Genomic DNA, 13,405 nt, shown 5'->3' with positions numbered 1-13,405 from the left:
GGTCGTCTGGCGCGTATGGGGAGTGAGGATGACAGAGTTCAGCGACGAGGAACGGCGTATCCTCGAATTCCTACGCGAAAGCGTGTCTGGTGGTGAGCGCTACTTCCGCGCGAAAAATATCGCCAAACACCTCGGTCTCTCCTCCAAACAGGTAGGGTCTCGGCTCCCTAAGCTCGCCGAGACGGCCGACGACGTAGATATCGAGAAGTGGGGGCGCGCCCGTTCGACAACGTGGAGAGTCAGCCCGAGCTAAGTGGCTGGCTTTTTACCACCACAGCCCAATTCTAAGCTATGACTGTCCGGGTAGAGCGGACGTTCGAACTTCCAGTTCCACCCGAGGACGTTTGGGAGTTCATCGCCGACCCGAAGCGCAGAGCCAGTGCAATAAGCGTCGTCGCCGATTACGACCCCGGTGAAGGTCATCGTGCGACGTGGCATATCAAACTACCAATCCCGTTCGTAAATCGAACCATTCCGGTGGAGACGGAAGACGTCACCCGTGAGGAGCCACGATACGTGAAATTCATCGGACGCTCGTCGGCACTTCGTGTCACTGGTGAGCACGAAATCCGATCGACTGAAGACGGCTGTCGTCTCGCCAATCGGTTCGTGGTTGAGGGTCGTGTTCCAGGTATCGAGCGATATTTCAAAAAACATCTCGACGAGGAGTTGTCGAACCTGGAAGAGGCCCTCCGAGAGGAGGTTGGCGTCACAACATGAGACTCGCACTCGCACAAATCGCTATCGAGGGCGGGGACGTCGAGTCGAATCGCGGACGCGCCGCTTCGGCCATCGAATCAGCGGCTGAGCACGACGCTGACCTCGTTGCACTCCCCGAAATTTTCAACGTCGGCTATTTCGCGTTCGACACCTATCAACGGAACGCGGAGGCACTCGACGGGCCGACGCTCACACAAATTAGCGACCTCGCGGACGAACACGACATCGCAGTTCTCGCGGGAAGCATCGTCGAAGATCTATCGCTGACGGACGGCGAGCGACCTGCTGAAGAAGGGCTTGCAAACACGTCGGTCTTCTTCGACCGCGATGGTCGCAGACAGGCGGTATATCGAAAACACCATCTATTCGGCTACGAGTCCGCCGAAGCGGAGATGCTCGTCCCCGGCGAATCGCTCGGCATTGTCGAGCTCGAGGGCGTGACTGTGGGAATGGCGACCTGTTATGATCTACGCTTTCCCGAACTCTACCGGGATATCGCCGAAGCGGGCGCGACGCTCGTGCTCGTTCCGAGTGCGTGGCCGTATCCCCGCGTCGAGCACTGGCAGATACTTTCACGCGCACGGGCAATCGAGAATCAGTGCTTCCTCGCTACGATCAACGGTTCCGGCTCGTACGACGATGCGACCCTAATCGGACGCTCCACCGTGTACGACCCGTGGGGGACTCTGCTCGCGAGCACGGGTGACGAACCGGATATGGTCGTCCGGGATATCGACCCGAAACGCGTAGAGCAGGTCCGAAAATCGTTCCCAGCGTGGCACGACAAGCGACGCTAGCCGACGGAGAAAATAAATGGCAAGATGTGGGTATTATAGCCCGATTGCGTGACCATCCGAGAGCGTCTCGGGGACGCTATGGTGGTAAGTCATCGCACCAGAGGAGGTGACGATTTTGATCGTGAACTCCTCACGTTCCTGCAGACCGCCCGTCATCGCCGTCGTGTTGAGTACGATTCTGAATCGGTCCTTCTGACTGACGAGCACGGGAAGGGAGCCCTCTTCGTCCCGAATGGCTTCGAGACCGAACTGGGTATCAGTTGCATTCGAACCCATCGTCATGATTCGTCCACCGTCCGGGCCGAGCCATTCGATGGTAGCCTGTGACAGGTTGATGTCGCCTGCACCGGAGCCTTTCATCACGGTGAGATTGACGTAATCCACCTCGTGCGTATTGTTGCCCGCATCGTAGGTGACGTTCCCCATCGTGCTAACCACATGTACGTGGTCGGTCACTTGTACGCTACTTTCTTGACCGGTTTGTTCGGCTTTCGATTGGAGGAACCCCGCCGTGTTGATGAGTACGCCCGCCGCGATCGCGGCGACCAGCACCATCGCGATGAACACGATGAGCGTTCCGATACCGACCTGACCTCGGTCCGAACGACGGTCGTCTGTGTCATTTTCTTTCATGTTTGTATTTTGCCTATTTTTGGATTATTTTCACCAGCACAGTAGTATACAGTTCGTTAGATTCGGTATTAAATCCCACAGGCTGTTATCATGTCTGAGAACCACATATTGTCCATGATAGTACATCCTTCGTGAGACTATCGGGCGGAAAACAGCGTCGCCACTTGTCACTATAGTAACGTCGGGGACCGCGATTCGTCGCTCAGTCGGCTTGTGGTGCGACCGCTTCGCGTTCGGTCGCACGCATTTCAGTCGTTATCGCGCTGGACAATGCAAAAACAGCCGCTTTGTGGTCGGTTTTCGATTTGTGAATGGACGTTGGTCGTACCCCGAGGGATTCGTATTCGTCCAATGTAATCGGTTTCCCGTTTTTCTCCTCGAAATGATTGCCAACCTCTGCAAGCAGGCCGTGAAGGTGGATGAGCTCCTGCTTCTTCATAAGCGTACGTGACTAACAGTTGCAGGGTTATATTATTATCTTGAGTCCAGTTAGCACGCCGTATACTCAACGTTCCGTTGGTTTCCGTTCGGTAGCATATTCGAACAGCGATACCCGAAGCGATTTACTGTCGTTTTATGACCGATTACGGTGAGGATACCAGTCGAAGTTCGATGGAAACGACGCATATCCGCCCCATCGAGGCTGGAAAATCTGCTAGCTGTTCGCTTACATCGAATTACTAGACCGTGATAAAAGATCGTTTTCGTGATAGTACGGGGTCCGTAACGCGCCGGACCGTTACTGAAGCTGTTTGAGCGTCTCCAAATCGCGCTCCGTTCGCGTAAATTCCGACGTTCGTCGTGTGGCATGACAGTTCGGACAGTGGAACTGCTTGTCGGGGGTCGGTAAGTCGTCGGGACTCGACTCCCAGTGTTTTCCGCATTCCGGACACAGCAATCGAACGTACGTTTCCACCATACTCTGGATATCGAGCGGTAGGAAGAAAAATCTTGTTGGCGGAGAGGCGAAAAAGAGCGGTCGCTATCCGTCTTGCTCCACCACCCAGGTCGTTTTAGAGTCGTTGGAGGTTCGTCGCGCGTGGGCCTTTATCCGCCTGTTCGATGTCGAATTCGACCTCCTGTCCTTCCTCTAAATCCGGTCCACCGATATCCTCCATGTGGAAGAATACGTCGTCGTCCGCGTCGTCAGTCTCGATAAAACCGTAACCGCCCGTATCGTTGAAGAACGTAACCGTACCTTGCGCCATTGCAAATGAACAGAGTGGAGTGACGAAGATAAGAATTGCGGCCCCAATGGAGCCATCGCATCCCCGTCTATCGAATCTGATCGCAGAACGGTTCCTGGTGATTATTACGCCGAAAGGTATAAGTTCCATACTGCAAAACTCTGTTTTAGAGATGTCTAAAACTATCGTCGTCTCCTACCAGGGGGCGTCTATTCGATGAACGAGATATTCGAGGTTTTTCTCGCGTCGGTCCGTGATGGGTACGTACAAGTGAGCGCATTCGTCGCGATTACCGTGCTTTTGTTTGGCCTCATCCAGTATCGGACCAGCGGTGCATTGGTCGAGCGACTTTCGGAGAACGACAGGCTACAACCGTTGTTTGGCGCACTTATGGGTCTTACGCCCGGATGTGGTGGTGCGATCGTCATGATGCCATTGTACGTCCGCGGAACGGTCGGTTTCGGAACCGTGGTCGCCACGCTCATCGCGACGGCTGGTGACTCCGCGTTCGTCATCCTCGCACTCGCACCGGAAGCCGCACTCTATGCGTACGGTATCGCCTTCGCCACCGCTATCATCTCGGGATACGCCATCGACCGTTTCGGGATGGGCGTCGGCCGTATCGACGACGCGGTAGCCAATATCAGCAACACGGCGACCGACGGTGGTGTCGTCAGCACGAGTCGTGGCGGCAACCCGACGCACGAATACGACACAAGCTGTGAGACGTCCGCCGCGCGAGAATCGTCCGTTCTAACGCCCCTCAGCCATGCAGTTCACGCCGTTTGGTGGGTGGCTGCAGGTATCGCACTCGTGTTGGGTGTCGTGTATCTACTCGCCGGTGCACCCGACGTTCCGCTAGCGCTCGGACCCACCTACGCTGGTGCGTTCACGGTCGTCGGAGTCACGGGAACGGCAACGTCGTTCTATATCTACTTCGTCGGCCGCCACTACCTCGGCGACGGCCACGTCGGTCGTGCCCGTGACACGTTTGCTACCGTCTACGAGACGCTCGTTCACGCCGCACAGGAGACGAGTTTCGTCACCGTCTGGGTACTGACAGCATATCTGCTGTACGAGTACTCCGTCCTCCTGTTCAACATCAACATCGGAGAGATCGCCACTAGCGTGGGCGTGATGGCACCTATCGTTGGCGCACTCATTGGACTGATTCCCGGATGTGGCCCGCAAATCGTCCTGGCGAGCGTGTACGCTGAGGGCGGGATCCCGTTCTCGGCGCTGACCGCAAACGCGATCAGTCAGGATGGCGACGCGCTCTTCCCGCTCATCGCTATCGACAAGAAGGCAGCAATCGTTGCATCGATTTACACGACAATTCCCGCACTCATCGTCGGTATCGCACTTCACGTGCTGTTCGACTTCGGTTCGGCGACTGGGTTCGGCGTGCTGGGATAGCGCGAAAAAGCGTGTTTGAACGAGTGGCTGGACTGAGCCGGCATTACTGAACGATGAACTGTCCGGCGATCTCCGTGACTTCCTCCATCGTTTTCGCCTCGTCGAACGCGTTCGGATACGGCGAAACACCGTTGAGTGCATTGAACGACGCCGCGTGGCGCGCTTCGACGCTGTGGATGGAAAGTGCCGCCGACAGGATTTCGTCGTTCTTGATGGACGGGGCCGCACCAGCGTATGCCGCAACACCCGTGTTTTCGAGTGCCTTGGCGACTTTGAGGAATTGGGCGGGCGTCTCGTAGCCGAAGTCGTAATCAGCTTCTTGGACGGGGTCGCCGCCGAGTTGTTCGATCACGTTCGTGATCTGATCGACGTGGGCCGCTTCGTGTTCTCCGACGACGCGGACCTGCTCCGGTATCTTCGCCCGCTGTTCGTCACAGATTTCACAGCCGAGCTCTGCCTGCATGAGTTCGTCGTCGCTGAAGTCCTCCAGTCCCTTCGCATAGAAGGTCGCTTCGAGGTGTTCGAGCGTTAGCGCGTAGTTCAGGATATCGATGTCTGTAGTGTCTTCTTCCATATTTCCTCCGTCTCCGCCGCTGCCGCCGCCGTCTTGGTCGCCATCGTTGCCGTGGTCGTCCGCACCGACGATGCTCGCTCCCGTCAAACCGACAGCTCCGACAGCCGCCGAACCTGCGAGGAAACCACGACGGGACGTGAGTTGTTTCCGCGCCGTTGCTCCGAGATCACCGACTGCGTCCTGCGTATCATCTGGCATGGTTGGACGTGCGCTGTGGCGCACACCACGACCAAGGGCGAAGATATAAAAGAAAATTTACCGGACTTTCACCCAAATTCATTCGAATTTCGACCATGTTTCGTCGTAAATCGAACCGAGAACAGCTATCGTGATACTACGTCGATTATCGATTCGACCGTCTCCCACTCGCGCACGACTGGCACCACCCCGACTTCCGGAGAGCACGTACCAAAGCATCCCGTCCACCGAACTTCCCGTCCCGGAAGTCCTGGGGTTCCGACTCGATCGTTTCATATGGACCGTGCGAACCGGGACATCGGTATTAATAATGAGCTACTGATACCGTCACCATCAGATATTTGGGACGGACTGGGGGATCAGTCCCACGTCGCCCAGAGGAGAAACGACAGGGCGAAAAACTCCAACACGTGAAGCGCGAGCATCGCGTGCCACGCCACAGGTGGGACTGCAGTTGCGAACCAGGCGGTACGGATCTGGTCCCACGTGTAGACGTAAAACGCCAACGCGTTTTCCGCGAGCAGGAGCACTGAGAACACCGAGAGCCCGAGCGTCTGTTTCGAGCGAAACTGCACGTAGTTCCGGAGCCAGACGTAACTCAACCCGAGAAGTAACAGCACGTTCAGTGCCGTCGAAACTCGAGCAACGTCTATCCAGAGACCCATCTGTTCCTCCCTTGTGATCGGCGACGGTTATATGCTTTCCCAGATTCAGCCATACTTTACTCCACTTTCCCGATGATTTCCTCGACGGTGTCCCAATGTTGTCGCGTTTGTCCCGTAATCAGGTACACTGCACCGTAGTCGTCCCCGCTGTTCTCGATTACCCCGTTGTCCATCAGTACATCGAGGTGATGGCGAACCGTTTTGTAATCGAGATCCAGGTCGTCGGCCAGTTGATTGGCGTTCCGCGGACGCTCATCCAGCGTGCGAAGCAGGCGGACACGATTGGCTCCGCCACGCGTACCGGTGAGTACGTACCACAGGACGCCCTCCATTATCGCCAACCGACACACCACGGACACGTAAGAGCATCGCCCAACTATATGGTGAAGAGATGTCCTTCACGGGGGACGTCGAAGAGACCGATTCTCGCCCCCGCGTCGAGCCATGCATGTCCATACGAAAACGACGCGAGTGCGTTTACGAGGTCGTCGTCGTCGCGAAAATGTCGTCCGTCTTCGAGATACGACCGTGCCATCTCCCGACAGTCAACCGCGGCCTCGCCCATCGGCGTATCGGTTGCGGGAGCGATTTCGGCCGCATCGAGCGCCTCCGAGAGGAGACGTTCGTATCGGTCCGTCTTTTCGACGATATCTGCACCCATGTAAAAGTTCTAGCACAGGGGGAAGGTAAGACCTTCGAGGCGTTTCCAACGGTCGTCTGACCCGTTTTAGCAAAGAGACGCACGCGACTGTCGAAAGCGGAAATGACGGGAGACAGCGCAAGCTAAATACACCGCGAACTGTGATATTGCACCATGAGCGAACATCCCCACGTCGAGATTTACACGAAGGAGAACTGCCCCTACTGTGACAAAGCGAAGGACCTCTTCGACGAGAAAGGAATCGAGTACGAGACGTACAACGTGACAGGTGATGATGAACTGTTCTCCGAGATGGTCGAGCGTGCTGACGGACGAAAGACAGCACCGGAGGTGTTCATCGACGACGAACTCATCGGTGGCTGGGACGAGACGAGCGCACTGGAAGAGACTGGTGAACTCGACGAAAGGCTTGGTATCGCGGCCTCGGATGGCGGCGAAACGGCCGACCCCGAACACCGGACGCTCATCGTCTCCGGAAGCGGTATCGCGGGATTGACCGCAGCAATCTACGCCGCACGCGGGAACAACGACCCGCTCATCCTCCAAGGCGACGAACCGGGGGGGCAACTGACGCTCACGACCGATGTGGAGAACTACCCCGGGTTCCCCGACGGAATCAGCGGTCCGGAACTCATCAACAACATGCAGGAGCAGGCCGAGCGGTTCGGTGCCGAAGTGAAGACGGGCATCATCGAGGACGTAGACGACACGTCCCGCCCGTTCCGTGTCGAACTCTCGAACGGCGACGTGTACACGACCGACGCGCTCATCGCGGCCAGCGGCGCGAGCGCTCGAACCCTCTCGATTCCGGGCGAGGACGATCTGATGGGCTACGGTGTTTCGACCTGCGCAACCTGTGACGGCGCGTTCTTCCGCGACGAGGAGATGGTCGTCATCGGCGGCGGTGACGCCGCGTTCGAAGAAGCGTCCTTCCTCACGAAGTTCGCGGAGAAAGTCTATCTGGTTCACCGGCGCGAAGAGTTCCGCGCGGAACAGTATTGGCAGGACCGCGTGCAGGAAAAAGTCGATGCGGGCGAAATCGAGATCATGAAAAACACCGAGGTGACGGAGATTCATGGAACGCCGGAAGACGGCGTCGATCACGTCACGATGGTCACCAATCCGGCGGGGAAACCGTCACAGAAACTCGACGATCCGGAAACGGAGGAGTTCGACTTCGACGTTGGGGCCGTCTTCCTCGCCATTGGCCACACACCGAACACGGGCTACCTCGAAGACACGGACGTGGAATTGGACGAGGAGGGCTACATCCGCACCCTCGGAGGCAAAGGTGGTGGACAGACGAAAACCGACGTGGCCGGCATCTTCGGCGCGGGCGACGTGGTTGACTTCCACTACCAACAGGCTGTGACGGCCGCGGGGATGGGCTGTAAGGCCGCACTCGACGCCGACGATTATCTGGAAACCGCCGACCTCGGTGAGACCGCCGCCACCCAAGAGGGAGCGGCGGTCTCCGACGACTGAGGTGACCGATTGAACCTGCGGATTTAGACTGCTTTTGTTCTCCTCTCTCCGTGTATGGGACGTACGGAATCGAGGGCTGTCAATGCGGACGGTAACCACAGACCCTTAACGCTTGACGACGAAAGCGACTGTATGGCAGACGCAGACGACGTTGAGACCACGACGTACACCATCGAAGGACCGGACGGTAGCGACGAACTCGAACTCCCGCCGGGACTCATCGACCTCCTCCGCGAGGAGGACGAATCGCGCGAAACGGTCGTCGGCGACATGGCGCTCGTCTCGTTCGTTCAGCAGGCACACGCCGCGGTTCACCACACCCAGGGCGAACCGGACGAGGAAGTCGTCGCCATCGAAGAAAAGGCACGAGACCTGTTCGAAGAGCGACTCGGTATCACCTTCGAACAGGCAACCGGCCACTCGCACTAAAGCTCAGTTCGGTCACCGACTTCTACGATTTCGAGCGATATCGGATAGTCGTAGCTCCGGCTGTGTTCGTACAGCGCGGTCGGGTCCGCTGTAAGCCCTTTCCACATGTCCCAATGGCTCGGGAGAAGACGGTCGAGTTGCAGTGCGTTCGCGGCAGTGATGGTTTCGTTCTCGTCGCTGTACCATTTCGTTCGCTTTGGCTCACGGGTTTGTTTGTCCGGGATTCGCCCGACGGAACCGAACGCCAGTACACCGAGGTCGATATCGTACTTCTCGCCGATGGATTCGAGCTCGTCCCCAGGTTTCGTGTCTCCGCCGTGGAAGAAGGTTCCCGCTTCGTGTTCGATGACGTACGAAACGGGATGCGTGGAATCGGGGTCGTTCGCCGGTTCGACGTGAACGGTGAACTCACCGACTTCGAAAGTGTCTCCGTCCGAGATCGCTGCGAACTGGTCGTCCGAAACGTCCCATTCGTCCGTCCAGCGTTCGTCCTCACGTGCAACGGTGAGGCTGTCGTCGGGTGCGTACAACGTCGCATTCGTGTTTTCGAGAATCGGTGCCTGACTTGGACCATGAACGTGGTCGGTGTGTTCGTGCGTCGCCAGCACTGCACCGGCTTCGGTCACGTCTTCGGGGTCGAACGGGATCGGAACCATTCGGACGGTTCGCGGTGGGTCACCGGTTCCGAGGTACGGGTCGATGAACACGGTCGTTCCGCCGTGTCCTTTCAGAATGAACCCGTTACATCCCAGATACCAGATGGCAACACCGTCCGGTGACGCGTCCTCGACTGCACGGGGGAGCCAGTCTCCCCAGTCGCTGTGAATCGCCATACGAACAACTGCCCGGTAAACGCGCCTAAGTGTTGCGTTCGCTTCTCACCGATGGGAGTAATGTGCTATCCGAAAATCGATGAATCGATGCTTCCGAATTGTTAACCAAAGACATATATTCCGTTGGTCACATTCCAGAAACGCCTGACGATAGTAACAGCACTGTCGCAGGCAGTCGGTACTGCAATGTGTCTCTGACAGGTGCGGTCAGTACTGACCGCATCCCACATTCAAACGAAACCACGAACGACGACTGACGAAGTCGAGCGATGTTTTCAACACCACCATATCCGATCACTCGATAGTGTTCGTTCGCGTATCGCACTCGATGACCCTGAAATCCCCGTTTCGAGCCTCGTGAGTTACTGGCTTCCCCACTCCGGGTCGCGGTCTTCGAGGAAGGCGTCGATTCCTTCGTTTTTGTCCTCGGAGGCGAACAACAGCGCGAACAGTTCGGCTTCGTACTCTATTCCGCTCTCCAAATCCATTCGACTACTTGCCTTGACGGCCTTTTTGGCCAATTCGAGCGCCTTCGGACTCTTGTCCGCCATCCGCCCCGCGAGTTCGTAAACGCGGCCTTCGAACGCTTCGTCCGAGCACACTTCGTCTACGAGGCCGATATCGTGAGCTTCCTCCGCGTCGATGATTTCGCCGGAGAGGACGAGTCGCATGGCCTGTCCCTCCCCTACCAGTCGAGTGAGACGCTGGGTTCCGCCGCCGCCCGGCATGATGCCGAGGTTGATTTCCGGTTGTCCGAGTTTGGCTCGTTCGTGCGCGATGCGCACGTCGCAGGCTTGGGCGAGTTCGCACCCTCCACCGAGGGCGTGACCATTGAGCGCGCCGATAACCGGTTTTTCGAGGTCGTCCACGTACTCGTACACCCGTGGACGTTTGCTGGCGTCTCGCTGCTCCATCGCGTCGCGCTGGCGTAGTTCCTTCACGTCCGCTCCGGCGACGAAGGCTTTGGCCTCGCTCGCACCGGTAAGGACGACGACGCGAACGTCGGGGGATGCTTCGACGGAATCGAGAACGTCCTTCAGTTCGGCGCGCAGTTGTGCATTCAGTGCGTTTCGCGCGTCCGGACGGTTCAGCGTGACGGTGGCGACGTACTCCTCGACGGTCGTATCGACCGTCTCGCATTCGCTTGCGACCTGTTCGGGACTGCCGGGCGCGTCGCCGTTTGCATTGCTTTCGCCGCTCATTCGTCGTCACCCTCGTTTCCATCATACTCGCCTGAAACACCCACTATTTCGCCGTCCTCCCAAACGTAGAATCCTTCACCGGTCTTCTTGCCGAGCTTTCCGGCCCGGACTTTCCGACGAAGAATCTGTGGCGGACGGAACCGTTCGCCGAGTTCCTCGCGGAGGTGTTCGAGGATGTCCAACCGAACGTCCAACCCGACCACGTCGCCGAGTTCGATGGGTCCCATCGGATGGTTGTAACCGAGTTCCATCGCGGCGTCGATGTCGCGAGGGCTGGCGACGCCTTCTTGCAGCATTCGAACGGCTTCGACGCCCAACGCGACGCCGAGACGCGAAGAGGCGAAACCTGGTGAGTCCCGGACTTCGACGCCGACCTTATCGATACCCTCGACGAATTCGTCAGCGAAGTCGACCGTTTCGCGGTCTGCCTGTTCGGGAACGACGATTTCCACGAGCTTCATGATGTGAACCGGATTGAAAAAGTGGAGTCCGATTGCTCGTGTCGGTTCGGAAAGGGCGCTGGCGATTTCGGTCAACGACAGCGAGGAGGTGTTCGATGCGATGATGGTGTCGTCGGAAACGAGCGCCTCCACGTCGGCGAACGTCTTTCGCTTGATATCCATCTCCTCCGGCACCGCCTCGACGACCATGTCAGCGTCACCGACTGCGGCTTCGAGGTCGGTGGTGCCGGAAATTCTGTCGAGGGTTGCTTCCTTTTCGGCCGCGGTTAGCTTGTCACGTTCGACGCCACCCTGCAGGTTCGCTGCGATGCTTTCGATGCCATTGTCCACGAACTCCCGTTCGATATCACGCAAGGTTACCTCGTGACCTGCCATGGCCGTAACCTGTGCGATTCCGTGCCCCATCGTCCCTGCTCCGAGTACGCCAACTTTCATCGTCAGAAGAGGCGTGGGGGCGCACGAAAAACGTTTTTCTACGCGGCTGGATTGCGGGGGTTCGCGAGACGACTCATTACCACGGCGTCCAGTCCGTTTTGCTGATTCGTTTTCGTTCTTCGATGGCGTCGATTCGTGCGATGTCTTTGTCGGACAGGTCGAGAGTCAAACTGGCGAGGTTGTCCGCGAGGTGTCTCTCACCGCTCGCTTTCGGTATCGCAGTGACACCCTTCTCCTGAAGCCACGCGAGCGAAACCTGTGATTCGCTCACGCCGTGCCTCTTCGCCACCGCCCGAATCGCAGGTACGTCGAACACTTCGCCGTGGATCAGCGGCGAGTACGCAACGAGGCGAATACCGTGACTCGCACAGTACTCTCGCAGTTCGCTCTGCTGGAGGAGTGGATGCATTTCGACTTGATTCGCGACGAGTGGCGCGTCGATGACGTCGCGCGCCTCACCGATATGTTCGGGTTCGAAGTTGCTCACGCCGACGTGTCGAACGACGCCCTCGTCGCGGAGGTGGTCGAACGCGGGGAGCGTTTCTTCGGGGTCGTAACTGAAACAGGGCCAGTGGACGTACAGGAGGTCGATGGTGTCGATTCCGAGACGGTCACAGCTTTCGTGTGCGCTTTCGATAGTGGCCTCGTAGCCGAGACTGTCGTGCCACACTTTCGTCGCGACGACGATATCTTCGCGCGGAACGTCGGCGCGAGCGATTCCGTCACCGACCGCCGACTCGTTGCCGTAGATGGCCGCCGTGTCGATGTGTCAGTAACCGAGTTCGAGCGCGGTTCGAACCGTCTCCGCACAGTTTTCCGGGTCGTCGTTTTTCCACGTGCCGAGTCCGACGGGTGGAAGTTCTTTCCCGGTAGCCGTTACATCAGTTGAATAATCCATTACGCGACAACCCCCGGCCGTCGATGCAAATGATTTCCAGTCTATGTGATACATCGAACGACCCTCTTCGACCCAGAAGAATACCGAATTCTACATTCTGAAGGTTCATCGTGCGTGAAATTTGGCAAACCGTCCGAACATATCGATGCCACAACCGTTTACAGAAAGCTTTTACCGTAACCGACAAATCGCTTAATCGTCTCGGGTAGGGGTACACGAGACAAAAATTCTTTCGAGGCTATGATCGGAGCGACATCCATACCGGAACCGGCAGGCGATATCGAAACAGCAGTTACTTGAATAATTACGAGCAGTTTCCTGACGGTTTACTGATCTCTCGATGAAAATATTTCCGTAGGGATAAATTCCAGATTCAGCGTTCATGATTATCGAATCGATTCAGCTCCACGGCGATTACATTCGATTGGAGCCACTGTCGATCGACGACCATCTCGAAGACCTCTAAACGGCGGGTGCGCATTCGAAGATCTTCCGCTGGTTCCCCGAAGACCGATCATCTCCGGAGGCGAGACGAGAATTCGTCGACGCGGCGCTCGACGCCGAAGAGAGGCAAACCGCACTCCCGTTTGCGACGGTCTTGCAGGAGACAGGTAAAGCGATTGGTTCGACACGATTCGGGAATATCGTCCCGGAGCATCGACGCGTCGAAATCGGATGGACGTGGCTCACACCCAGTCAACAGCGTACCCCGGCGAACACCGAGGCAAAATACCGCATGCTCACCCACGCCTTCGAAGAGTGGGACTGCGTCCAGGTCGAGCTAAAGACCGATTCACGGAACTAGCGCTCC

General features: G+C 57.5%; 18 protein-coding genes and 1 pseudogene. 7 read left to right on the top strand and 12 right to left on the bottom strand.

Going from position 1 to position 13,405, the window contains the following annotated elements:
• Positions 1–28: 28 nt before the first annotated feature.
• Genes OOF89_RS13745 through OOF89_RS13735 form a run of 3 tightly spaced genes read left to right on the top strand, consistent with a single transcriptional unit; the run spans position 29 to position 1,517 of the window.
• Positions 29–253 carry a DUF7123 family protein gene (locus tag OOF89_RS13745; RefSeq protein ID WP_266077184.1) on the top strand — a complete coding sequence of 75 codons (225 nt, stop codon included), beginning with the start codon at positions 29–31 and terminating at the stop codon, positions 251–253.
• 38 nt (positions 254–291) lie between these two features.
• Positions 292–720, top strand: a complete 429-nt coding sequence (locus tag OOF89_RS13740) for an SRPBCC family protein (protein ID WP_266077182.1) — start codon at positions 292–294, stop codon at positions 718–720.
• Entirely contained in the window at positions 717–1,517 is an 801-nt protein-coding gene (locus tag OOF89_RS13735) for a carbon-nitrogen family hydrolase (RefSeq protein ID WP_266077180.1), read from the top strand. Before OOF89_RS13740 ends, OOF89_RS13735 begins: the two co-directional genes overlap by 4 nt.
• Positions 1,518–1,550: 33 nt before the next feature.
• Here OOF89_RS13735 and OOF89_RS13730 read toward each other — a convergent pair whose 3' ends face one another.
• From OOF89_RS13730 to OOF89_RS13715, 4 genes are all read right to left on the bottom strand, one after another.
• Positions 1,551–2,150: an archaellin/type IV pilin N-terminal domain-containing protein gene (locus OOF89_RS13730; protein WP_266077178.1), complete on the bottom strand. Its 600-nt coding sequence runs from the start codon at positions 2,148–2,150 to the stop codon at positions 1,551–1,553.
• A gap of 202 nt (positions 2,151–2,352) precedes the next feature.
• Positions 2,353–2,589: a UPF0058 family protein gene (locus OOF89_RS13725; RefSeq protein ID WP_266077176.1), complete on the bottom strand. Its 237-nt coding sequence runs from the start codon at positions 2,587–2,589 to the stop codon at positions 2,353–2,355.
• A 300-nt stretch (positions 2,590–2,889) separates the two neighbouring features.
• Positions 2,890–3,069, bottom strand: coding sequence for a DUF7836 family putative zinc-binding protein (locus tag OOF89_RS13720; RefSeq protein ID WP_266077174.1), 180 nt, complete (start codon positions 3,067–3,069; stop codon positions 2,890–2,892).
• 94 nt (positions 3,070–3,163) lie between these two features.
• Positions 3,164–3,358: a cold-shock protein gene (locus OOF89_RS13715; RefSeq protein ID WP_049970639.1), complete on the bottom strand. Its 195-nt coding sequence runs from the start codon at positions 3,356–3,358 to the stop codon at positions 3,164–3,166.
• A gap of 195 nt (positions 3,359–3,553) precedes the next feature.
• Here OOF89_RS13715 and OOF89_RS13710 point away from each other — a divergent pair, with 195 nt between their 5' ends.
• On the top strand, positions 3,554–4,753 hold the full coding sequence (locus OOF89_RS13710) for a putative manganese transporter (protein ID WP_266077170.1): 1,200 nt from the start codon (positions 3,554–3,556) through the stop codon (positions 4,751–4,753).
• Between the two features lie 43 nt (positions 4,754–4,796).
• Here OOF89_RS13710 and OOF89_RS13705 read toward each other — a convergent pair whose 3' ends face one another.
• The 4 genes from OOF89_RS13705 to OOF89_RS13690 form a co-directional block, all read right to left on the bottom strand.
• Positions 4,797–5,525 (bottom strand): ferritin-like domain-containing protein, encoded by a 729-nt coding sequence (locus OOF89_RS13705; RefSeq protein ID WP_266077168.1) that lies wholly within the window; start codon positions 5,523–5,525, stop codon positions 4,797–4,799.
• A 359-nt stretch (positions 5,526–5,884) separates the two neighbouring features.
• Complete coding sequence (locus OOF89_RS13700; protein WP_266077166.1) at positions 5,885–6,190, bottom strand: hypothetical protein; 306 nt, start codon at positions 6,188–6,190, stop codon at positions 5,885–5,887.
• Between the two features lie 56 nt (positions 6,191–6,246).
• A complete protein-coding gene (locus OOF89_RS13695; protein ID WP_266077164.1) occupies positions 6,247–6,522 on the bottom strand; it encodes an ArsR/SmtB family transcription factor in 276 nt (91 codons plus the stop codon).
• A gap of 44 nt (positions 6,523–6,566) precedes the next feature.
• Entirely contained in the window at positions 6,567–6,851 is a 285-nt protein-coding gene (locus OOF89_RS13690; protein WP_266077162.1) for a DUF357 domain-containing protein, read from the bottom strand.
• Between the two features lie 153 nt (positions 6,852–7,004).
• Between OOF89_RS13690 and OOF89_RS13685 the strand changes: the two genes are divergently transcribed.
• Both OOF89_RS13685 and OOF89_RS13680 read left to right on the top strand, forming a co-directional pair.
• Complete coding sequence (locus tag OOF89_RS13685) at positions 7,005–8,336, top strand: FAD-dependent oxidoreductase (protein WP_266077160.1); 1,332 nt, start codon at positions 7,005–7,007, stop codon at positions 8,334–8,336.
• A 132-nt stretch (positions 8,337–8,468) separates the two neighbouring features.
• Entirely contained in the window at positions 8,469–8,765 is a 297-nt protein-coding gene (locus OOF89_RS13680; RefSeq protein ID WP_266077158.1) for a DUF7545 family protein, read from the top strand.
• On the opposite strand, the gene OOF89_RS13675 is transcribed toward OOF89_RS13680, so the two are convergent.
• The 4 genes and pseudogenes from OOF89_RS13675 to OOF89_RS13660 form a co-directional block, all read right to left on the bottom strand.
• The gene (locus tag OOF89_RS13675; RefSeq protein ID WP_266077156.1) at positions 8,762–9,598 is read right to left on the bottom strand and encodes an MBL fold metallo-hydrolase; all 837 of its coding nucleotides are present in this window, start codon (positions 9,596–9,598) and stop codon (positions 8,762–8,764) included. The two genes, OOF89_RS13680 and OOF89_RS13675, sit on opposite strands and share 4 nt — an antisense overlap.
• 362 nt (positions 9,599–9,960) lie before the next feature.
• Positions 9,961–10,800 carry an enoyl-CoA hydratase/isomerase family protein gene (locus OOF89_RS13670; RefSeq protein ID WP_266077154.1) on the bottom strand — a complete coding sequence of 280 codons (840 nt, stop codon included), beginning with the start codon at positions 10,798–10,800 and terminating at the stop codon, positions 9,961–9,963.
• Positions 10,797–11,696 (bottom strand): 3-hydroxyacyl-CoA dehydrogenase family protein, encoded by a 900-nt coding sequence (locus OOF89_RS13665; protein ID WP_266077152.1) that lies wholly within the window; start codon positions 11,694–11,696, stop codon positions 10,797–10,799. Before OOF89_RS13665 ends, OOF89_RS13670 begins: the two co-directional genes overlap by 4 nt.
• A 76-nt stretch (positions 11,697–11,772) precedes the next feature.
• A pseudogene (locus OOF89_RS13660) lies at positions 11,773–12,594 on the bottom strand (aldo/keto reductase).
• A gap of 487 nt (positions 12,595–13,081) precedes the next feature.
• Here OOF89_RS13660 and OOF89_RS13655 point away from each other — a divergent pair.
• Complete coding sequence (locus OOF89_RS13655) at positions 13,082–13,399, top strand: GNAT family N-acetyltransferase (protein ID WP_266079796.1); 318 nt, start codon at positions 13,082–13,084, stop codon at positions 13,397–13,399.
• Positions 13,400–13,405: the final 6 nt, after the last annotated feature.

The sequence above is a fragment of the Haladaptatus caseinilyticus genome, assembly GCF_026248685.1.
Lineage (GTDB): Archaea > Halobacteriota > Halobacteria > Halobacteriales > Haladaptataceae > Haladaptatus > Haladaptatus caseinilyticus.
The sequence above is the reverse complement of the archived record's forward strand: the minus strand, read 5'-3'. Positions and strand labels throughout refer to the sequence as shown.